Genomic DNA, 20330 nt, shown 5'->3' with positions numbered 1-20330 from the left:
TTTTTCACTTTTATCTTATTTTTATATCTATTGTATTTATCTTTTTATCCATATTATTTTTTGCTTTATAAGATTTTTTTCTATTTCTATTAAGCTGAATACAATTTTAGTACTTTGGGCATAAAAAATAACCTCGCCACTGCAAGGTTATCTTCTCTTATTATTTTTCTTTCTACTTTTTTTTCTTCTTTTTCTCGACTCCAATATATTTTTACTCTTAGAAATAGTGTAAGTGTTTGAGATTAAGTTAAGCACATTGCAGAATATTATAATCTTTATCATAAACACATTTGGTATAAAAAATCTCGTCATAATGGTGAAACTCATTATGGTAAACAAATCTACAAAGTACTCCAAATACATTATTTTTGAAAATATTGTGTTCTCTGAAAATCTCAAGTTAAAGCGAAGTACATTTATAAAAAATAAAAACATGACAAAGGTGTATGTCATTTCTGAAATGTCAATACTCGCTGTTATTATATAGATTTGGAGCATAAAGTACATAGAAAAGTTTAAAATTAAAAATCCCATTTGATACTTTTCAAATTTTAATTCAACTGATTCATATAAGTTATCTATGTCCCAATCTTCTACTAACGCTTTTAAAATTTTTGTTGCTTTTATTTTTTCACATATCCACGATGGTAAAAGGCTAAGTGCAAATATATTTACTACTATTTTCTTTAGAAGTTCAAAGACATCTGTCTTTATAAATCTGTTGAAGTAATTTAGGATAAATAATATTATTCCTATTGCAGCTGAAATTGTGAGCATCTTCAAAAAAGACCTAAAGAGTTCATAATTTTTGCCACTTAAAAGAAATTTGCCACCTTCTGTGTATGTGTCTGCAAATTCGTAGGGATTTCCCATTTTATTTAGTTCTTTTTTTATGTCATCTTCTGTGTAAATTTGCGGAAGTCTTTCTCTTAATATTTCTAAAAAGTCATCCTCTGCCATTTTTTGTTTGTCATAGGGAATGTATCTCTTGAGATAATAAATATATCTATCGACAAGTTCATGTTCTTCTAATTTCATAAAATCATCCTCAAATATATTATAAATTAAATAAAGGTTCTTTTAAATGAAGAAGTTATTTATTTTCAACTTTATATTCTATATTTTCTTATCTTATTTCAAAAGATAAAAATTTCAAAATAAAAAAGCCCTGTTTCCAGAGCCTTTGATTTTATTAATTAATCAAGCACATATACTTTTACATTTCTTCTTCCAAAATTATTTGCTTCTCTATTGGAGCCATAGAATAAATCAATTCTATTTCCTTTTATTGCTCCGCCAGTATCTTCTGCCGTTGCATAGCCATAACTTTGGAATCCATCCATAGATTCAATGTATAATTTTGATCCAAGAGGAATTACTTTTGGATCTACTGCTACTGATCCAACTCTTGCACGAGTTCCCGTTGCAGTTGTTGATCCTGCTGTTGGATCGTAAGCTGTCGCTTGCATCACTATTACTTTTTTTGCAGATTTACCATTAGGTGCTGCTGGTGCTTTTCTTGTTCCTACTTCAGCTACTTCTTTTACAGGTTCTTTTGTAATTTCACTTTTCAAAACTTCTGATGATTCTAAAGCTCCATTTACATAAGTATTTTTTACAGTTTCAGTTTTTTCTCCAGCTTTTCCCTCTGTTATTATATTTTTTTCTCCTTCTAACATTTCATTGTTTTCACGAGTTTCTGTTTCAAAAGGAATTTCTACTTTGTTTTCTACATTTTCTTCTTCAACTCTATCAATTTTTATTTCCATTCCTTCTGTTGCTATTTCGTCAAGAGAAACGGAAACTCTGTCAAGTTTATTTAATTTTATATTTAAATTTTCAAGTACATCTGAAACTGTGTATCCACTTGTTTCTGCAATGAGTGTCTTGTTTCCATCTTTTATATGATAAGATTTTGGTGAAGTTATAACTATTTTAGTATCCTTTGTAATCTCTTCGTCAACTGCTGGACTAACTGAATCTTTATTTGTCACAACTATTCCTTCTTTTTTCAAAAAGTCGCCCACTGTCTTTTCATATGTAAACACTGTTTTAGTATTTCCATTGATATCTAGTTCTACGTCACTACCTAGAGCTGTATTAAAACCCATTGTCAAGACTGATACAAGCACTAGGGCAATTAAAATAAATTTCGCATTTTTAAAAATGTTCTTTCTATTCAAAAAATAACCTCCATAATCGTTACAATTTTGTAAATTTTGTTACTTTTTTGTAACCTCTTTCAACCTCATAAAAGTATATTAGAAAATCCTTCTTTTGTCAATTTTTTGTTACTTTTTTGTAATTCTTCTACAAAATCGCTAAATTAAGCTATTCTTTTTATCTGAATTTTTATAAATATTTCAAAATAAAAATATAAAAAACTCTAAACGTTGAAATTTAGAGTTTTTGTATCCTGTATTACATTTATATTACAATTTTAATTTTTTATATTGTCTTTATTTTAATTTTTATTTTATAGAGTTTATTTTTTTAATTTTTCAACAAATCGTCTTGCAACTTTTGCCGTAAATCCCCAGATTACTTCGCCATTATATTCATAGAAGAGAACTTCTTCTCTTCCTCTTTTAAATTTGTAATTTTCTCCATTTGGTATCAAGTGATAGGGGAAGTCTTCACTTCTATTTACATTTAAATTTAAATGATAGGACTTTGGCTCATTCTCTATGAAAAATTTCAGTGGGACTGTAAAAACTTTATCAACTTCATCCTTTGAGGGATTTATTTCATAGAAATCTCTTTTTATTTCACCTGAAAAAGTATATATAATTGCAGAATATGGATTTACAAGAAAATCCCCCTCTGAGTAAACTTCTACTTCATTTTCTTCTATTAATAGTTCCTCGCAAGTTTCTCTTATAGCAGCTTTTTCTGGAGTTTCTCCTTTTTCAATGCGGCCTCCTGGAAAAGAAATTTCTCCAGGCTGATTTCTAAGAGTTAAGGCTCTTTTTTCAAATAGAAGGTGCACATCGCCCTTTCTCTTTATTAAAAGAATCATGACGGAAAAGGAATTTTCAATATCTATGGGAGATGGTTTTTGGTTTTTTAGTTTTGATTTTATTTTCATAAGTTTAAAATCAATGTCAAAAGCCATTCTCTAACTCCTTCATAAAGTCTTCTACTGAATAAATTTTAAATCTATCTAGATTTTTCCTCTCTCCTTCTCTTTCCAAGAGTCTATATAAAAGTTCATCGTATTTAAAATTGTCTGGAAGGTCAAATTCTTCTGCTACTTTGGGAGCATGTTCTTCAAAAATTTTTCTCACAACTTCACTTTCAGAACTTTCAAATCTGTCTTTTAACATCCTGTAAATATATTTTAAACTGTCTTCTTCCGATACTGGTTTTATATAATAATATTCTCCCTTCAAGCCTTTTACCTCTCTAAAGGCATCAAAATATCCAATTTTTATAAGCTCATCAGATTTTTCTTTATTAAAATCCATGCTTGAGCCAAGTTTTTTACTTGGTTTTATTATATATTTTGCCTTAATTTCATTTCTAGGCGGACTATTGTGAAGTCTTATTACAACGGCATCCATTTTGGATTTGTCAATCATATCAACTGGAGCTTGTGAGGCAAATCCTCCGTCCAAAAAATATTTTCCATGAAGTGGTTTCATCTTAAATAAGGGAAGATAACAAGATGCAATTATATAGTCCTTTAAAAGTCCTTCTTCAATATCTTCTTTAAATAGTTTTTCAACTTTAAAATCAGATACATTCACAGTGCAAAGTCCAAAATCTATACTAGAATTTCTAAGCTTATCTTCATCTATATATTTATCCACTAACCTAAAAAGTGGATAGGGTGACTTTTTAATTTCAGGAATTTTTATATCGTGATCTTTTAACTTTTGAACTATTTTATCTAGAAGGGCCTCATTTTCTTCTGCTTCTTTCACTTCGTCTTCAAAGGATTCAAAATCGAGGTTCTTCCAAAGATTAAAGCATCTAAAGGCATCTCCTTGAGAAAACATTGCACCATTAAAAGCACCAATGCTTGTTCCCACAATTTTGGAAAAGTTAAATCCCATTTCCATAAGGGCAAAATAAGCTCCCACTTGGTATGCTCCCTTTGCCCCTCCACCTTCTAATACTAAACCCCATTCTTTCATTTTGCACTTCCAAGTTCAGATGTACAATGTGGACATCTTGTTGCATCAATTGCGATTTTAGATTTACAAAATGGACAAGTTTTTTCTGTTGGCTCTTCTGTTTCTTCTTCTTTAAACATATTAGTCACTTTAGTGATTTGTTTTACCATTATAAATATGACAAGTGCAATAATTAAAAAGTCAAATACAGATTGCAAAAATATTCCATATTTTACTTCTGCTGTGCCAACTTTTACACTTAGATCAGAAAAATTGACTCCTCCAATTAAAATTCCAATAAGTGGCATCAAAATATTCTCAACAAGACTTGAAACTATTTTTCCAAAAGCACCACCTATTATAACTCCAACTGCCATGTCCATTACATTTCCTTTTGCAATGAACTCCTTAAATTCTTCAGCAAATCCTTTCATCTTTTCCTCCAATCTTGTTCTAAATTTGTTTTAGTTTTATATTATTTTTTTTGATTAATTCTAAAGCATAGTCATCAACTCTATAAGCTTCTTTGTAGATTATTTCTGAAATTCCTGCTTGTATAAGTGCCTTTGTGCAATTTAAGCATGGAAAATGTGTCACATAAGCTTTTGCCCCTTTAACAGAAATCCCTTCTTTTGCACAATACAAAAGTGCATTCATCTCTGCGTGTATAGTTGCAATGCAGTGTCCGTCACGCATAGTGTGCCCCACTTCATCGCAATGAGGATTTCCTGTGACAGATCCATTATATCCTGTTGAAATAATTCTATTGTCAGAATTTACGAGAACACAACCTACAAAGGCACGATCACAAGTAGACCTTGTAGCTACCATTTTAGTTATCTCCATAAAATATTCATCCCAAGATTTTCTCATTTTGCCTCCTTTGCAAGTTTGTCCACAAGTTCATTGTACTTAACTCCTGTGTGTGCTTCTACTTTTATAAATTTTACTTCTAATTTATCTTTTATTTCGTCATAAAATTTTTTATAAAAAATAGTTCCTTCTTTGTTTGCCTTCCAATATCCAAGAGCCCACGACCTTATGCCTTCATAATCATAATGAAGATAAATCTTTCTCTTTCCAATTGATTCTGCAAATTCCATGGCACGCATTGCACCTTTTATCTCTCCAGATACATTTCTCATTTTTGAATCCTCAAAAAATCTTTTGGAAAAAGAATATTCTTCCTCATCATTGTACATATATACCCCATAAGAGTGGCTTTTATCAGAATTTCTATAAGAACCATCTACATAGGCAATTAGCTCGTCATCTTTTGCTATTTCTCTTTTTGCCTCTTCTTTTTCATTTATAAAGCTTCTTGCATCTTCTAATTTAGAAAACTTTTTAAAACTTGCACCTTTAAAACCTGCAACTTCTTTCTTACACTCATCCCAAGTTTTGTAAATTCCAGGATTTCTTCCAATTCTTACTGCGTAATAATTCATATTCACCTCAAAAACTTTGTCATTTGTCAACTTTGTCTACATATTATATAATTAGAAGTAATTATAAGTCTAGAGTTTTGGAGGTAAAAATGAATAAAGAACAATTTGACAGAATGAAAAATGGAAAGGGATTTATAGCAGCGCTTGATCAATCAGGTGGTTCTACACCAAAAGCACTTTTAAATTATGGGGTAAAAGAAGATGCTTATTCTAATGAAGAAGAAATGTTTGAATGCGTACATGAAATGAGAAAGAGAATTATAACAAATGAATCTTTCACATCCGATAGAATTTTAGCTGCAATTTTATTTAAAGTCACTATGAATTCAAAAGTTTCTGACAAATACACTGGAGATTATCTTTGGGAAGAAAAACATATAGTTCCAATTCTAAAAATCGATGAAGGGCTTGATGAATTAAAAGATGGCGTTCAACTTATGAAACCTTTTAAACACATTGACGAACTTCTAGAAAATGCAAAAGAAAGAAATATTTTTGGAACAAAGATGCGTTCTGTTATAAAGGAATTAAATGAAGAGTCTATTAAACGAGTTGTAGAACAACAATTTGAATATGCCATTAAGATTTCCAACGCAGGCTTTGTGCCTATAATTGAACCAGAAGTTGATATACACGCAGAAAAGAAAGCTGAAATAGAAGAAATACTTAAAAAATATTTAATTGAAGGTCTTAAAAAACTTGACAAAGAAAATTATGTAATGTTTAAATTAACCCTTCCTGAAAAAGAAAATCTTTATGAAGATTTATATAATTATGGCCAAACAGTTAGAGTTGTAGCACTTTCTGGTGGATACTCAAGAGATTTTGCAAATGAAAAACTTAGAAAAAATAAAAATGTAATTGCATCTTACTCAAGGGCTTTGACAGAAGGACTAAATGTAAATCAAAATGACGAAGAATTTACAAAAACTCTTGATGATTCAATTGAAAAAAACTATTCTGCATCTGTTGAAAAATAATTAATAAATTATTAATAGTAAAATAAAAAACTTATTTTTAATCTCCATTTTTTTGGAGATTTTTTACTATCCAAAAACAGTTTTACTTTTTTAAAATTCTAATTCCTGCAATATAGATTATTATTGACTTTGGTTATTCATTGTTATAAACTATTGCATAGATAATGTTCTTTATCTATGAGTGCTGACCGCTCATCAAATGTTTTATTTTTGCTAGTGGAATTTTAATAATTTTCGCTAATTTACAATCAACTTTTTGATAACCGGGGTTCTCAATTTGGATACTGTCCGCTAGTTGACTTTTGTCAATGACCGGGGTTCCTCTGTAAATTTATCATTTTTTATTTATATGGAGGTTATTTTATGAAAAAGTACCAATTAGATGTACCTACGCCACATTCTTATACTTATGTGACAAAAAATATTCCCAATGTAACAGTTGAGCAAAGAGAAAGAGCTCTTAAAGCTACTCACTACAATGAATTTGCCTTCCCTGCCGGAATGCTAACTATTGATATGCTTTCTGACTCTGGCACAACTGCCATGACAGATTCTCAATGGTCTGCTATGTTTTTGGGCGATGAATCTTATGGAAGAAATAAAGGTTATTATGTTTTATTAGACACTTTTAGAGATGTCTTTGAAAGAGGCGATGATCAAAAGAGAATTATCGACCTTATAAGAACTGATTGCACTGATGTGGAAAAACTAATGAACGAAGTCTACCTTTGTGAATATGAAGGCGGCCTTTTTAACGGTGGTTCTGCTCAAATGGAAAGACCTAATACTTTTATTATTCAACAAGGTCGTGCTGCTGAATCAGTTTTATTTGAACTTGTAAAAAAGATTTTAAATAGTAGAGAACCTGGAAAAACTTATACTATTCCTTCAAATGGTCACTTTGACACTACTGAGGGAAATATTAAACAAATGGGCTCTATTCCAAGAAATCTTTACAACAAAGAACTTTTGTGGGAAGTTCCTGAAAATGGTCACTATGAAAAAAATCCATTTAAGGGCAACATGGACACAAAAAAATTAGAAGAACTAATCGAAAATTTAGGGCCTGAAAATATTCCTCTAATTTATACAACTATTACAAATAACACTGTATGTGGTCAACCAGTTTCTATGGCAAATCTTAGAGAATGTTCAAGAATTGCTCATAAATATGACATTCCTTATATGTTTGATGCCGCAAGATGGGCAGAAAACGCTTACTTTATCAAGGTAAATGAAGAAGGTTATGCTGACAAATCTATCCCAGAAATTGCAAAAGAAATGTTCTCTTATTGCGATGGATTCACTGCTTCTCTTAAAAAAGATGGACACGCAAATATGGGTGGAGTTTTGGCTTTTAGAGATAAGGGTTTATTCTGGAAAAAATTCTCTGACTTCAACGAAGATGGATCTGTTAAGACAGATGTTGGAATTCTTTTAAAGGTTAAACAAATTTCTTCATATGGAAATGATTCCTATGGCGGAATGAGTGGTAGAGATATTATGGCTCTTGCCGCTGGTCTTTATGAAGCATCTAAATTCGACTATCTTGATGCTCGTGTTAAACAATGTGAATATCTTGCTCAAGGTTTTTATAAAGCCGGAGTCAAAGGAGTTGTGCTTCCTGCTGGTGGTCACGGAGTTTATATAAACATGGATGAATTCTTCGACAACAAGAGATCTCCAGAAACTTTTGCTGGTCAAGGTTTTTCTGTTGAGTTAATTAGACGTTATGGAATTAGAACTGCAGAACTTGGCAATTATTCTATGGAATACGATCTAAAAACTCCAGAACAACAAGCAGAAGTTGCAAATGTTGTTAGATTTGCAGTAAATAGAAGTCAACTTTCTAAGGAACATATGGATTATGTAATTGCCGCTGTCAAAGCTCTTTACGAAGACAGATCTACTATTCCTAATATTAGAATAGTTAAGGGAAAAGATCTCCCTATGCGTCACTTCCACGCATTCTTAGAAACTTACGAGCCTTCTGAAGATGAAAAATAATTAGCATAAAATTTAATCAAAAATAATTTCATTGTAAAAATTAAAATATTGTAAAGTTTAAAACTTATGCCCCTTCCAACAAAGGTGGGGGCATCACTATACTACCCAAAAGGAGAAAATTTATGGAAAGCAATTTAAAAACTCGTGATGGTTTTCAAAGTAAATGGGGTTTTATACTTGCGTGTATAGGCTCTGCTGTAGGAATGGGCAATATTTGGAGATTTCCTATAATGGTTTCGACCTATGGCGGGATGACTTTTTTAATACCATATTTTATTTTTGTAATACTTATAGGATCTACTGGCGTAATTTCTGAAATGGCACTTGGAAGATCAGCAGAAGCTGGCCCAGTTGGTGCCTTTGGAAAATGCACCAAGCTTAAATGGAATAATAAAAAAATTGGCGAAATAATTGGACTTATCCCTGTCCTTGGTTCTCTCGCTCTTTCAATAGGTTACACTTGTGTAATGGGTTGGATTTTTAAATACACATACTTATCCCTATCAGGTAAACTTTATAAAATGGGACAAGATATGGACTTGATAGGTTCTACTTTTGGTGAAACTGCTTCAGCAGGCGGTGCAAATCTTTGGATTGTAATAGCTATAATAGCAAGTTTTGCAATTATGGTTATGGGAGTTTCTAATGGAATTGAAAAGGCAAACAAATTTATGATGCCACTATTATTTATTTTATTTGTCGGACTTGCAATTTACATAATAACTCTCGAAGGTGCAAATGATGGATATAAATATATTTTTACAGTTGACCCCAAAGGATTAAAAAATCCAAAAGTTTGGATATTTGCTTTTGGACAAGCTTTCTTCTCTCTTTCAGTTGCAGGAAGTGGAACCGTTATATATGGGTCTTATCTCAGCAAAAAAGAAAATATACCATCATCAGCTAGAAATGTAGCTGTTTTTGATACAATTGCAGCTCTACTAGCAGCTTTTGTAATTATCCCAGCTATGGCAACAGCCAATGCTCCTCTTGATACAGGCGGTCCAGGACTTATGTTTATTTTTTTAGTAAATGTATTCAATGGAATGCCCTTTGGAAGAATTATTGGGATAATATTTTACATTTGCGTATTATTTGCAGGAATAAGTTCTCTTATTAATCTTTATGAAACTTCAGTGGCATGTTTGCAAGAACAATTTAATTTATCAAGAGCAAATTCTACAATTATAATTCACGTAATAGGATGTATTGTAGCAATACTTATCCAAGCAATAGTAAGTGGTTGGATGGATTTCATTTCAATCTATATTTGTCCACTTGGAGCTGCTCTTGCTGGAATAATGTTCTTATGGGTTGCAGGAAAAAATTATGCCCTTGACGCAGTAAATGAAGGTTCTGGCAAAAAAATTGGCAGTTGGTATTATCCTCTAGCTAAATATGTATATGTAACAGCCGCTCTTGTGGCTCTTATTGCAGGAGCAATCCTAGGGGGAATTGGCTAATATAATTTTATGCAATATAAAGAAGTGTTGGTTTGTCGCCAACACTTTTATACTTTTAACTTATCTTTTAATTTAAAAATTATCCTTTTTATTTCTAAAATCTATAAATTCATCTAAATCCTTTGCTATGAAGAAAGGATTTATTTTTTTCTCTATTCCAATTGTTGAAGGAAGTGTAATTTTATCCTCTTTTCTCAAATTTTTTACTTCTTCATATTCTTTATCCAAGTCTTCATTAGAAATCACAGATTTTGCAAATTTTAAATTATCAAGAGAGTACTCATGAGCAGCATAAACTTTTGTATTATCATCAAGCTTTTTTAATCTCCTTAGTCCATCGTAGGATGCTTTATAATTTTTTGTAAAAACTCTACCACAACCCGCAAGAAAAAGTGCATCTCCACAAAATAAATTATCTCCCATCAAATAAGAAATGTGTTCTTTCGTGTGTCCACCTGTTAAAATCACTTTAAAATTTTCGCCCAAGAGTTCAAATTCATCGTCATCTTTTAAATTAACATCATTGTACTCTTTAGTTTCAATGGGTCCATAAACTTTTGATCCATATTTATTTTTAAGTTCAGCCACTCCACCCACATGATCACTGTGCTTGTGAGTTAAAAGAATATAATCAAGATTTTTATCTTTCAAATAATTTATTACAGGACTTGCTTCGCCAGGGTCAACTACAATAATTTTATCGTCCTTTTCAATTGTCCAAATATAATTGTCATCAAAAGCTTTTATATAATTAATAAACATATAACACCTCTTAATATAAGTACTCTTCTTTACTAGATTTAAACACTACTTAAAATAATTTAAAAGACAGTGATTTTTCATAGCTTATTTGTTTAAGTTTTTGTTTCTTAATATCTCATTTCTCTAAATAAACTCCATTTCAGTCGTTTTTTGCAGTCGCCCTCTCAGTATGAATATAAAAAAGTAGCCTTATTTTTAAGACTACTTCCTACTCTTATTTAGTTAACTTCTTTATATCCAAATCACTCAAAAATGTTTCCTACTTGGTCACATTTTTGACTAAGACTTGATCCGATTTCTCAGAAATCGTGATAAGTCTTTCCATAGATTTTTGCTCGCCAAAAATCTATGTTCCTTTATTTTTCTGAATAAGGTTCTTCATAGCTTTAGGCTCCCTTCTGTCGCCTTCAGCTTAAAAACCGTTTCAATCGTGACCAGTCACGATTGAAACTACCATTAATTACATCATTCCCATGCCTGGATTCATTGCTGGCATTTCTGGTTCGTCTTCTTTTATATTTGCTACTGCTGCTTCTGTTGTTAATATCATTGATGCTACGCTTGCTGCATTTTGGAGTGCTGATCTTGTTACTTTTGTTGGATCAACTATTCCTTCTTTTTTCATATCTACATATTCTTTTTTATATGCGTCAAATCCAATTCCATTTTCTTTTGTTTTTACTTGTTCTACTACTACTGAGCCTTCTAACCCTGCGTTTTCTGCTATTTGTCTTAGTGGTTCTTCTAATGCCTTCAAGATAATATTTGCACCAGTTTTTTCGTCATCTTCCAATTCGTCAACTACCTTTGATACTGCATCTATTGAATCAATTAATACAGTTCCGCCGCCTGCAACAATTCCTTCTTCTACTGCTGCTCTTGTTGCTGCAAGTGCATCTTCGATTCTAAGTTTTCTTTCTTTAAGTTCAACTTCTGTTGCTGCACCTACTTGAATTACTGCAACTCCACCAGATAATTTTGCAAGTCTTTCTTGTAATTTTTCTGTGTCAAATTCTGAATCAGATTCTTCAATTTGATTTTTAATGTGGCTGATTCTGTTGTCAAGCTCAGATTTTTCGCCATTTCCATTTACTATAACTGTAAGTTCTTTTTCAACTCTAACTTTTGCTGCTGACCCTAGCATATCAATTGTTGCATCTTTAAGATCTTGACCTAGGTCAGAAGAAATAACTTGTCCACCAGTTAAGATTGCTATATCTTGTAACATATCTTTTCTTCTGTCGCCATATCCTGGAGCTTTAACTCCAACAACATTTAATGTTCCTCTAAGTGAGTTTACAACAAGTGTAGCAAGTGCTTCACCTTCAATGTCGTCAGCTACAATTAAAAGTGGTTTTGATTCTTGTAAAACTTGTTCAAGAAGTGGCAAAATTTCTTGAATATTTGAAATCTTTTTATCCGTAATTAAAATATATGGGTCTTCTAATTCTGCAACCATTTTATCAGAATCTGTAACCATATATGGAGATAGATACCCTCTGTCAAATTGCATACCTTCAACTACGTCAAGGCTTGTTCCCATTGATTTTGATTCTTCAACAGTGATTACACCATCATTTCCAACTTTTTCCATTGCTTCTGAAATAAGTTTTCCAACTTGTTCATTAGCAGCAGATATAGATGCTACTTGTTCAATAGCTTCTTTTGAAGAAACTTCTGTTGAAAAGTTTTTGATTTCTTCAACTGCCTTATCAACTGCTTTTTCAATTCCTTTTTGAAGAACCATTGGATTTGCACCTGCAGCAAGGTTTCTCATTCCTTCTCTTATAATTGCTTGTGCAAGAAGAGTTGCTGTTGTAGTACCATCACCGGCTACATCATTTGTTTTAGTGGCAACTTCTTTTAAAAGTTGAGCTCCCATGTTTTCAAATTTATCTTCGCATTCAATTTCTCTTGCAATAGTTACACCATCATTAGTAATAAGTGGCGTTCCATATTCTTTGTCCAAAATTACATTTCTACCCTTAGGTCCAAGAGTAACTTTAACTGTATCTGCAAGAGTATTTATTCCTTTAATTAATCCTTTTCTAGCATCTTCTGAAAATTTAATTTCCTTAGCCATTTTATCTCTCCTTATTCAATTACTGCCAAGATATCTTGGAATTTAATAATTGTGTATTTTTCCTTATCAAGTTCAATGTCATTTCCTGCATATTTTGAAAAAATAACTTTGTCGCCCACTTTTACAAGGCCCTTCATATCTTCATCTGTATCTAGTTTATTTCCTGTTGCAACAACTTCTGCTATATTTGATTCCTCTTTTGCTGAAGAAGGAAGTACAATTCCTGAAGTAGTTGTTTCTTCTTTTTCAATTTTTTTAATGACGATCTTATCATCAAGTGGTCTAAGTTTCATCTATTTCAACCTCCAATAAATAATTAGCACTCATTGTTCTATTCTGCTAACACTATTATAATAACTCAAATAAAAAATTTTTTCAAGTATAAAAACAAAATTAAAATTTAAAATTTTCCACTTCTATTTAGGCAAAAAGAAATTTTCTATGTCAATCTTTTCCAATTCGAGAAGTTTAATTTTTCTATCTATTCCTCCAGCATATCCTGTTAAATTGCCATCTTTTCCAACAACTCTGTGGCAGGGGATTATTATAGAAATTGGATTGTGTGATACTGCACCACCAACTGCTTGAGAAGACATTTTCTTATAATCTTTTTCCTCAACAAGTTTTTGTGCAATACTTTTATAATTTGTAGTCTTTCCATAAGGTATATCAAGTAAAATTTTCCAAACATCTCTTCTAAAGTCTGTACCCATCATGTGAACTTTTGGCGTAAAACTTGGATTTCTCCCAGAAAAATAAATATCAAGATAGTCCTTAGTATCTTTTATAAAATTATTTTCCTTAAAAATAACATCTTCTTTTAAATTTTCTTTAAAATATTTTTGATTCTCAAACCAAAGGCCTGTCAAACCGCATTTATCTGATGCTATTAAAATATTTCCTAATGGAGATTTATAATTATCTAAATATATCATTTTGTCCTCTAAACTTTTTAACTCTTAATCTAATTACTTTATATACTATATAAGATTTAAATTTATAACCATTTTTTGCAGAAAAAATCTGCAGACTTCCCTGCAGATTTTAAGGAGATGGTTTTATGAAAAATATCACCAGTTAATTTATTCACTTTTATTTAGTCTTAGTGTTGTTGTTTGACTTTTTCAAAGCTTCTATTTCTTTTTTAAGAACTTCTACTTCTTTAACTTCTTTTCTTAATGTTTCTATTTCTTTTAATTCTTTCTTAAGATCTTCGATTTCTTTATTAACTTCTAAATTTTGTCCAGCTTTAACCTTAGCATTTTCATCTTTTAATTTTCTAACTTCTTCTCTAAGTTCTCTAATTTCCTTTTCGGAATCGATCTTATTTTGTGTAACAATATTTTCTAGACTTGACTTAGCAAGCTTTTCATTTTCAAATTCCCTTGCAAGATCTTCAACTTCACCTAAGAACTTTTCAGCATCTTTTGCTGTTGCAACTGGAATGTCTTTTAGCTTTTCTGCCAATCTTTCTCTGTAAGCATCCTTATTTTTTTCAACTATATCTATAATTTCTTGAGCCTTTTCTTTGTATTCACTAGAATTTACAAGATCCTTATAAGCTCTTTCAAAATTTCTCATATAGAATCTGAAGAAATCAGAAAAATCTTCTAATGATGCTTCAGTTTCAAGACCATCAATATAATTCCTTTGAGCCTTTAGTGCTGTTTCTTGATTTTTCTTTTCCAAGAATAAATTAAATTCAAGAAGCTTTAATTCAAGTTCAAGATAATTTTCAAGTTCTTTTTTAGACTTTATCTTTTCTCCATCACTTACACCAATAGTTGGCATTTCAAAAATTTTATCCAGAATTCCTTGATAAAAATCTCTTACATCTTTAACTAATAGTTCAGGTCTATTTTTAATAGCTTCTTCATAAAAGTCAATTGATTTCTTAGAATTTTGAACCACTGGTCTTACAAACTTTTCTAAATTGAAGTTTTCCACAATTCTGTAATAACTATCTGGTATCAACTTGTAGAAATACTTTTTAGACATATCAACTAACTCGTCGCTATAAATTTCAAATAATTCAATTAATTTATTTTGTGCTGAAACAATGTCTAAATCTTTATAAAAGTCGCCATAAGCAAGATATAGTCTGTTTAAAAATTCAACATTCTTGTTGTAGTTTTCCATTGATTCCTTATATCCAGGCACTTGATTGAAAAAGTCTTTGAAATTATCTTCAAACTTTTGATTCATTTGTTTATAATCAGTGAAAAATTCCATTGGATTTTTAAAACTATTTACAAACATATCTGGTCCAAAGGATTTGAAATTTCCAAAATTGAAAGATTCCATAAACTTACTATAAGCTTCCTTTTGATTGTCAAAAATATTCTTTTGCATTTCTAACATATCTTCAAAAAAATTTTTATTATCCATTACTTCCTCCTATTTTTAGTTCTTGCATTTAACCATTCCACTTTAAAGTCTTTATTTTTGTTTTGCTTTAGTAGATTATAATATCAAAATAAAATAAGGTCAACTCAAGATTACCTTTTCCTGCGGATTTTACGAAAATTTTACTACTTATTTAATTTTTCTTTATTTTTATTCCTATTTTATTCTTCTTTCATTTCTCTTATTATATTGTTACCCAACTAAATAGATATTATTTATATTTAGTAAGATATTTTAATTAATTCAAACTTTTAGTAAATAAGTTTTCTTTATTAATAAAAAATGTTCATCTTTGTCTGTTTTACAAGCTTCCTTTATAATTTGTGCACACTATGTTATAATGTAAATAAGAAAAATTTTATGTAGGGGAGGACATACATACTATGGAAAAACCTTGGGAGTTTGACGATTTTATATTTGATGGCGATGTTCTAAAAGGAATGACAAGAAAAGGCAAAGACAAAATAAAAGAAAATGGATACTTTGACATGGTAGTGCCTACTGAAGGGCCTGATGGAACAAAAATTAGAGTTATTGGAGAACAATGTTTCTTTAGAAGAAAGCTTAATTCAGTTGTAATTCCAGAAACTGTTGAAGAGATTAAGTATGAAGCTTTTGGCGTAAATAACTTAACTGAAGTTATTATCCCTGATGCTGTTAAAAAGATTGACTCTTATGCATTTTACAGAAATAAATTAACTGATGTTAAAATGCCTAAAGAAGTAGAATACATTGGCGATAATGCTTTTTCTCTAAATCAAATTGGCGAAATTAATATTCCAGACACTGTTGAATTTATTGGAGTTAGTGCTTTCTATAAAAATAATTTAACTGAAGTTAAATTGCCAGAAAACATTAAAAAAATTGACATGTATGCTTTCAGAAAAAATAACATTATGGAAGTAAATGTGCCAGCTGGAATTGAAAAATTTGACGATAGAGCTTTCGAAGAAAATACTGTTGTAAAAAAAGGCTGAAGATTTAAAAAACTTTAACAAAAAACTGTTGCTTTTTTTGGCAACAGTTTTTTTATCTACAAGAACATAGTTAAATAAATAGGAAGATATGTCACATTATTTTCTATCTTTAAATCTTTTGTGTATATTACTATTTTTTCTTTTATTCTATTGGAATATTTGACAGAAAAATTATCCAAAGACTTATGCGCCTTGTATCCAGATGATTTTACTTCTATGGGAGATATTTTTGATTCTTTTGGAATAATAAAGTCGATTTCATAATTTCTCTTTTTTATTTTATCAAGATATGTGTGATAATAAAGTTTGTGACCTTTTGACACTAAAATTTGTGCAACTGCATTTTCATACAAAATACCTAATTTTGATTGTAATTTATCACTTAAAAGTTTTTTATAAATTATATTTTCTGTAAACTCTCGATCTTTAAACATAAGTGACACTAAAAGACCTGTGTCGCTTAAATAAAGCCTAAATTTATTTCTATTTGCCATGCTTGAAAGTCCTACATTGGGATCTAGAACATTGTAAGAAGTTAAAACTGTTTTTGATGATTTCAATTCTGATATTTTCGACATTATACTTTCTTTGTTGCCATTTTTTATGACACTTGTTATTTGATAAGCTGATGAATGCTTGTTAAGTTCGGAAGGTATACTGTCGTATAATTCTGAAATCTGTCCTGTATAATCTATTTTGTAAAAATCTTTTTCGTAAAGTTCTATTATTTCATTTTTTACTCGATCAACCATTTCCAAATTATTTGAACTTATATACTCTTGTACAGCTTGAGGCATTCCTCCTACAAGCATATAAAGTCTAAATTTTCTCATCATATTTCTATTTTGTTCTTGTCCAATAGAAATTTTATTTTTATAAATTTTTTCTAACAATTGTGGAGTTTCTATATCTCCTGTTGCCCATAAAAATTCTTCGAAGTCCATTGGATACATATTAATTTTATGTTCTTCACTTGGTATCAAAATGTTTTCTACATTCTTTTTAATTGATATTAGAGATCCTGTTTCAATATAGTCATATCTTCCGTCTGCTACCAATAACTTTATTGCCTGTCTAGCTTTTGGATTGAATTGAACTTCATCAAAAATTATAAGAGAGTTCTTTTCAACGAGATTAACTCCATACTGCAATTGAAGTTGCAAGAAAAATAATCCAAATCTGATAAATCATTAAATAAATCTCTCACCGAATCTGTAGCATAAGCAAAATCAATCAAAATGTATTTTTCATATTCATTTTTTGCAAACTCTTCTGCGACTGTAGACTTCCCTACGCGTCTTGCTCTTTCTATAAGGAGTGCTGTTTTCGACTTTGAAGAATTTTTCCATTCTAAAAGTTCTCTATATATTTTTCTTCTAAACATAAATCCTCCTTATAAGCCTTATTTTGTAATTCCGCACTTTTTTTAAGTGCAAAACATTACAATCCCGCACTTTTTATATCTTAATAATATCATAATCCCGCACTTTTTTTAAGTGTAAAATATTACAATCCCGCACTTTTTATTTTTTGCAAAATAAAAGACCTCAACTACTTTCGCAATTGAGATCTCTATCTAAATTAAATTTTATTTAATCAGTTTCTATTAAGTTCTACCATTTCACTAAATGTTTCAAGTTGAGTTTTAACTTGACCAAAGTCAGTCATTTGTTGATCGTAACCCATTTTGATTAGTGGAATACCAGCTTTTTCGTAAGCTTTTTTAAGTGATGGATATTCCATTTCTTCTGTGTCATTAAAAGTCATCATAAACAATAGACATCCATCTGCATCGTTATTTACTGCTAAGTCAACAACATATTTTGGTCTTTTCCAAATATCTGGATCGTAAAGAATTGGATCTTCGTCCATTCTTGCAAATTGATCTGCAAGAGCCATATATGGATCTTCAATTGAAGTATCAACATCAACTTTTAGTCCTCTTGATTCACTTGCAACATCATCTGCAACTACGCAAATGTTAAATTTGTCAAGAACTTCAAGAAGTGCTGGGTTATCTGTAATTATACCAGATGTAACAACTCTTGGTCCCTTGCATTCTTCTTTTGGCATAGCTTTTAGAGCTTCAATTAGTTCTTTAAGCATCTTGTTGTGTTCATCTTTTAGCATATAATATGAAGATTTTAATACATAACATCTGTCAGATGCTTTTATGGTTTCTGAATAATCTCCGCATAATTTAATGAACTCTCTCTTTAAAGCTCTGTTTTCATTGTAAACTTCGAAAGCTTTCTTTAAATTTTCATCAGTAATTTCTACACCACAAATTTCTTCAAGCCTTTCTGCTGCTTGTTTAAAGATTTTTGCATTGTAAGTTTTACCAAAGTCTTCTTTTCTGTGTTGTGCATGGTTCAAGAATACCATTGGAATTTTTCTTCCCACAGAAACTTTGTAGTTTTGAGAAAGTGGTCTTAATGTGTCATCAAGTGTAGTTAACATTGACGCACTAAGTCCGTCAAGACTTCCATCAAGTCCCATTTCTAAACATCTTAGTGCTAGTGAATAATAAAATGTTGGGAAATATTCTTTAGCTTTATCTATTGGACCTTGTCCTCCCCATATTCCTATTGGAACAAGTCCACCTGCATAAATAATTTCTTCAGGTGCATAATAAGGGAATACTCCAACTGCTTTTTTACCTTCTGCAAGATATTTGTCAAGTTGTTCTCTTGGACTTTCTGCTATATTTTTAAATTCTTTTAATAAATTTTGTATATCAGTCATTTTGCACCTCTATTAAATTGTAGTCTTAGACCAGTCTGTTTCTTTAGTGTTTTCGAAATTAGTGTAAACTTCTTCGCCTTTAGCGATTCTATCTGCTTTTCTTTCGTTCATAATTTCTACTAAACCTTGGACTCTAGTCTTGTATTGTTCTTCAGAGAAGTTTCTTTCATCAGCTTGGTCACCGTCAAAGTGAACTACTGGGATGTCAAGATCTTCTCTCCATCTTCTTTCGATTTCAGGCATTGCCCCTGACCATGGTTTACATGATCTATTGTAGTTAACAAGTGCTCCAGAAACACCATTTTCTTTTGCCATTGTTTCTCTCCATTCAACACCATCTTCAATACATACTGAACAAGGAGCTTTGCAATAAGCTGCTGCCATTTCTCTTACAGTTGTATATTGGAATCCGAAAGCAGGTGCATATACTACTGCTGTTACGTTTACTCCATTTTGTTTTAATGGTTCGAACAAGTGTCTTAGACCTGGCCAGCAAGGAATTCCTTCAAATAGAATTCTATGTTCTTCTGGATATTCCCAAGTAGAAGTACCTTCTCTAACAGATTGTTCATACTCTGCTGCTAAAAGTTCAAATCCTTCTGCTGCATCAATTTCACACCTTGCAGCTACAATATCTGCCATGTGGTTAAATAGGTCAAATCCAGAAAGTGGAGATGGTTCATAAGCCATGTAAGAACAAGCTTTAAGCCATGCTGCTGCAGTTCTGTTTGCAATCTTACAAGCTTCTTCAAATTTAGATTCATCAAATTTCTTTCCAGTTAATTTTTCAAGTTGGTGAATAGCATATTCGAATTGTCCCATTAAGTAATCAACTTTTTCTTCAGGTACATCAACAGTATTTTGGAATGGAATATCTATCATGATCATTGGAATGTCATGCATTCTTGCAATATTTTCATACCATTTTGTCATCATGTTACAGATGTTGTTACAACAAAGTACAAAGTCTGGTTGTGGCATCTTTCTTGAGTCAGTAGGTTCCCCTGCTGCATAAGCAAGTGAAATTCTTGCATAACCACAGATATCATTGTCATATCCCATGTCTTCAGCTGTTTGACAAAGTCTAAGTCCGTCTTTTTTAGCTGCTGTTGTTGCTGCATGATTTTCTGGATATACTGCGTGAAGTCCAAAAGCTTTAGCTAACTCAATTGGGAACTTAGATGATGACCATCCAACTAATTCTCCTCTTTTTTTTGCATCCCATGCTGCTCCATAAACTCTATCTACTACATTTCTTAGAGCTTGAGCTGCAGGAATATTTCCTTCGATTGGTCTTGGTTTTTTACCTGGTATTTTTTGAATTTTATCAGCCATAGTTTA

At 31.0% G+C, this 20330-nt stretch carries 20 protein-coding genes; 4 read left to right on the top strand and 16 right to left on the bottom strand.

The features are described from left to right. Positions 1–147: 147 nt before the first annotated feature. From BQ5450_RS07645 to BQ5450_RS07615, 7 genes are all read right to left on the bottom strand, one after another. On the bottom strand, positions 148–1038 hold the full coding sequence (locus BQ5450_RS07645) for a hypothetical protein (protein WP_071126483.1): 891 nt from the start codon (positions 1036–1038) through the stop codon (positions 148–150). A 158-nt stretch (positions 1039–1196) separates the two neighbouring features. Further along, on the bottom strand, positions 1197–2183 hold the full coding sequence (locus BQ5450_RS07640; protein WP_010246021.1) for a resuscitation-promoting factor: 987 nt from the start codon (positions 2181–2183) through the stop codon (positions 1197–1199). A 302-nt stretch (positions 2184–2485) separates the two neighbouring features. Beyond that, on the bottom strand, positions 2486–3115 hold the full coding sequence (locus BQ5450_RS07635; protein ID WP_083379757.1) for an NUDIX hydrolase: 630 nt from the start codon (positions 3113–3115) through the stop codon (positions 2486–2488). Then, a complete protein-coding gene (locus BQ5450_RS07630; protein WP_071126482.1) occupies positions 3105–4139 on the bottom strand; it encodes a patatin-like phospholipase family protein in 1035 nt (344 codons plus the stop codon). The genes BQ5450_RS07635 and BQ5450_RS07630 overlap by 11 nt, the downstream gene beginning before the upstream one ends. Beyond that, positions 4136–4552 (bottom strand): large conductance mechanosensitive channel protein MscL, encoded by a 417-nt coding sequence (gene mscL / locus BQ5450_RS07625; protein ID WP_010246031.1) that lies wholly within the window; start codon positions 4550–4552, stop codon positions 4136–4138. Before mscL ends, BQ5450_RS07630 begins: the two co-directional genes overlap by 4 nt. Before the next feature lie 19 nt (positions 4553–4571). After that, complete coding sequence (locus tag BQ5450_RS07620) at positions 4572–4991, bottom strand: deoxycytidylate deaminase (protein WP_010246034.1); 420 nt, start codon at positions 4989–4991, stop codon at positions 4572–4574. Next, the gene (locus BQ5450_RS07615; protein WP_010246036.1) at positions 4988–5566 is read right to left on the bottom strand and encodes a ribonuclease H1 domain-containing protein; all 579 of its coding nucleotides are present in this window, start codon (positions 5564–5566) and stop codon (positions 4988–4990) included. The genes BQ5450_RS07620 and BQ5450_RS07615 overlap by 4 nt, the downstream gene beginning before the upstream one ends. Before the next feature lie 89 nt (positions 5567–5655). Between BQ5450_RS07615 and BQ5450_RS07610 the strand changes: the two genes are divergently transcribed. From BQ5450_RS07610 to BQ5450_RS07600, 3 genes are all read left to right on the top strand, one after another. After that, complete coding sequence (locus BQ5450_RS07610) at positions 5656–6546, top strand: fructose bisphosphate aldolase (protein WP_010246039.1); 891 nt, start codon at positions 5656–5658, stop codon at positions 6544–6546. A gap of 363 nt (positions 6547–6909) precedes the next feature. After that, positions 6910–8553, top strand: coding sequence for a tryptophanase (locus BQ5450_RS07605; protein ID WP_010246042.1), 1644 nt, complete (start codon positions 6910–6912; stop codon positions 8551–8553). A gap of 122 nt (positions 8554–8675) precedes the next feature. Beyond that, positions 8676–10016 carry a sodium-dependent transporter gene (locus tag BQ5450_RS07600; protein ID WP_071126481.1) on the top strand — a complete coding sequence of 447 codons (1341 nt, stop codon included), beginning with the start codon at positions 8676–8678 and terminating at the stop codon, positions 10014–10016. Between the two features lie 72 nt (positions 10017–10088). Here the strand turns inward: BQ5450_RS07600 and gloB are convergent, their stop codons facing one another. The 5 genes from gloB to BQ5450_RS07575 all read right to left on the bottom strand — a co-directional run bounded on the left by gloB (position 10089) and on the right by BQ5450_RS07575 (position 15249). Further along, positions 10089–10778, bottom strand: a complete 690-nt coding sequence (gene gloB / locus BQ5450_RS07595) for a hydroxyacylglutathione hydrolase (RefSeq protein ID WP_071126480.1) — start codon at positions 10776–10778, stop codon at positions 10089–10091. A 460-nt stretch (positions 10779–11238) separates the two neighbouring features. After that, positions 11239–12861: a chaperonin GroEL gene (gene groL, locus BQ5450_RS07590; protein WP_010246050.1), complete on the bottom strand. Its 1623-nt coding sequence runs from the start codon at positions 12859–12861 to the stop codon at positions 11239–11241. An 11-nt stretch (positions 12862–12872) separates the two neighbouring features. Continuing rightward, a complete protein-coding gene (locus BQ5450_RS07585) occupies positions 12873–13154 on the bottom strand; it encodes a co-chaperone GroES (RefSeq protein WP_010246055.1) in 282 nt (93 codons plus the stop codon). Positions 13155–13277: 123 nt separating this feature from the next. Continuing rightward, complete coding sequence (locus BQ5450_RS07580; protein ID WP_010246058.1) at positions 13278–13796, bottom strand: methylated-DNA--[protein]-cysteine S-methyltransferase; 519 nt, start codon at positions 13794–13796, stop codon at positions 13278–13280. Between the two features lie 157 nt (positions 13797–13953). Next, positions 13954–15249, bottom strand: a complete 1296-nt coding sequence (locus BQ5450_RS07575; protein WP_010246061.1) for a hypothetical protein — start codon at positions 15247–15249, stop codon at positions 13954–13956. A 401-nt stretch (positions 15250–15650) separates the two neighbouring features. On the opposite strand from BQ5450_RS07575, the gene BQ5450_RS07570 reads away from it, so the two are divergent. Then, positions 15651–16244 carry a leucine-rich repeat domain-containing protein gene (locus BQ5450_RS07570; protein ID WP_010246064.1) on the top strand — a complete coding sequence of 198 codons (594 nt, stop codon included), beginning with the start codon at positions 15651–15653 and terminating at the stop codon, positions 16242–16244. Between the two features lie 56 nt (positions 16245–16300). Here BQ5450_RS07570 and BQ5450_RS07565 read toward each other — a convergent pair whose 3' ends face one another. From BQ5450_RS07565 to BQ5450_RS07555, 4 genes are all read right to left on the bottom strand, one after another. Beyond that, complete coding sequence (locus BQ5450_RS07565; protein WP_199820677.1) at positions 16301–17407, bottom strand: ATP-binding protein; 1107 nt, start codon at positions 17405–17407, stop codon at positions 16301–16303. Beyond that, positions 17353–17628, bottom strand: a complete 276-nt coding sequence (locus BQ5450_RS09170; RefSeq protein ID WP_199820676.1) for a hypothetical protein — start codon at positions 17626–17628, stop codon at positions 17353–17355. The genes BQ5450_RS07565 and BQ5450_RS09170 overlap by 55 nt, the downstream gene beginning before the upstream one ends. Before the next feature lie 212 nt (positions 17629–17840). Beyond that, on the bottom strand, positions 17841–18989 hold the full coding sequence (locus tag BQ5450_RS07560) for a 2-hydroxyacyl-CoA dehydratase subunit D (RefSeq protein ID WP_010246070.1): 1149 nt from the start codon (positions 18987–18989) through the stop codon (positions 17841–17843). Between the two features lie 12 nt (positions 18990–19001). Further along, positions 19002–20324 (bottom strand): 2-hydroxyacyl-CoA dehydratase subunit D, encoded by a 1323-nt coding sequence (locus BQ5450_RS07555; RefSeq protein ID WP_010246073.1) that lies wholly within the window; start codon positions 20322–20324, stop codon positions 19002–19004. Between the last annotated feature and the right edge of the window lie 6 nt (positions 20325–20330).

Origin of the sequence: Peptoniphilus lacydonensis (assembly GCF_900106515.1) — a bacterium.
In the GTDB taxonomy this organism is placed as follows: domain Bacteria; phylum Bacillota; class Clostridia; order Tissierellales; family Peptoniphilaceae; genus Peptoniphilus_A; species Peptoniphilus_A lacydonensis.
This window is presented reverse-complemented; position numbering and strand designations above follow the sequence as displayed.

Coding starts and splice junctions, on each gene's coding strand:
- BQ5450_RS07645 (WP_071126483.1), bottom strand. CDS start 1,038: ATGAAATTAGAAGAACATGAACTTGTCGATAGATATATTTATTATCTC.
- BQ5450_RS07635 (WP_083379757.1), bottom strand. CDS start 3,115: ATGGCTTTTGACATTGATTTTAAACTTATGAAAATAAAATCAAAACTA.
- BQ5450_RS07630 (WP_071126482.1), bottom strand. CDS start 4,139: ATGAAAGAATGGGGTTTAGTATTAGAAGGTGGAGGGGCAAAGGGAGCA.
- mscL (WP_010246031.1), bottom strand. CDS start 4,552: ATGAAAGGATTTGCTGAAGAATTTAAGGAGTTCATTGCAAAAGGAAAT.
- BQ5450_RS07620 (WP_010246034.1), bottom strand. CDS start 4,991: ATGAGAAAATCTTGGGATGAATATTTTATGGAGATAACTAAAATGGTA.
- BQ5450_RS07615 (WP_010246036.1), bottom strand. CDS start 5,566: ATGAATTATTACGCAGTAAGAATTGGAAGAAATCCTGGAATTTACAAA.
- BQ5450_RS07610 (WP_010246039.1), top strand. CDS start 5,656: ATGAATAAAGAACAATTTGACAGAATGAAAAATGGAAAGGGATTTATA.
- BQ5450_RS07605 (WP_010246042.1), top strand. CDS start 6,910: ATGAAAAAGTACCAATTAGATGTACCTACGCCACATTCTTATACTTAT.
- BQ5450_RS07600 (WP_071126481.1), top strand. CDS start 8,676: ATGGAAAGCAATTTAAAAACTCGTGATGGTTTTCAAAGTAAATGGGGT.
- gloB (WP_071126480.1), bottom strand. CDS start 10,778: ATGTTTATTAATTATATAAAAGCTTTTGATGACAATTATATTTGGACA.
- groL (WP_010246050.1), bottom strand. CDS start 12,861: ATGGCTAAGGAAATTAAATTTTCAGAAGATGCTAGAAAAGGATTAATT.
- BQ5450_RS07585 (WP_010246055.1), bottom strand. CDS start 13,154: ATGAAACTTAGACCACTTGATGATAAGATCGTCATTAAAAAAATTGAA.
- BQ5450_RS07580 (WP_010246058.1), bottom strand. CDS start 13,796: ATGATATATTTAGATAATTATAAATCTCCATTAGGAAATATTTTAATA.
- BQ5450_RS07575 (WP_010246061.1), bottom strand. CDS start 15,249: ATGGATAATAAAAATTTTTTTGAAGATATGTTAGAAATGCAAAAGAAT.
- BQ5450_RS07570 (WP_010246064.1), top strand. CDS start 15,651: ATGGAAAAACCTTGGGAGTTTGACGATTTTATATTTGATGGCGATGTT.
- BQ5450_RS09170 (WP_199820676.1), bottom strand. CDS start 17,628: ATGTTTAGAAGAAAAATATATAGAGAACTTTTAGAATGGAAAAATTCT.
- BQ5450_RS07560 (WP_010246070.1), bottom strand. CDS start 18,989: ATGACTGATATACAAAATTTATTAAAAGAATTTAAAAATATAGCAGAA.
- BQ5450_RS07555 (WP_010246073.1), bottom strand. CDS start 20,324: ATGGCTGATAAAATTCAAAAAATACCAGGTAAAAAACCAAGACCAATC.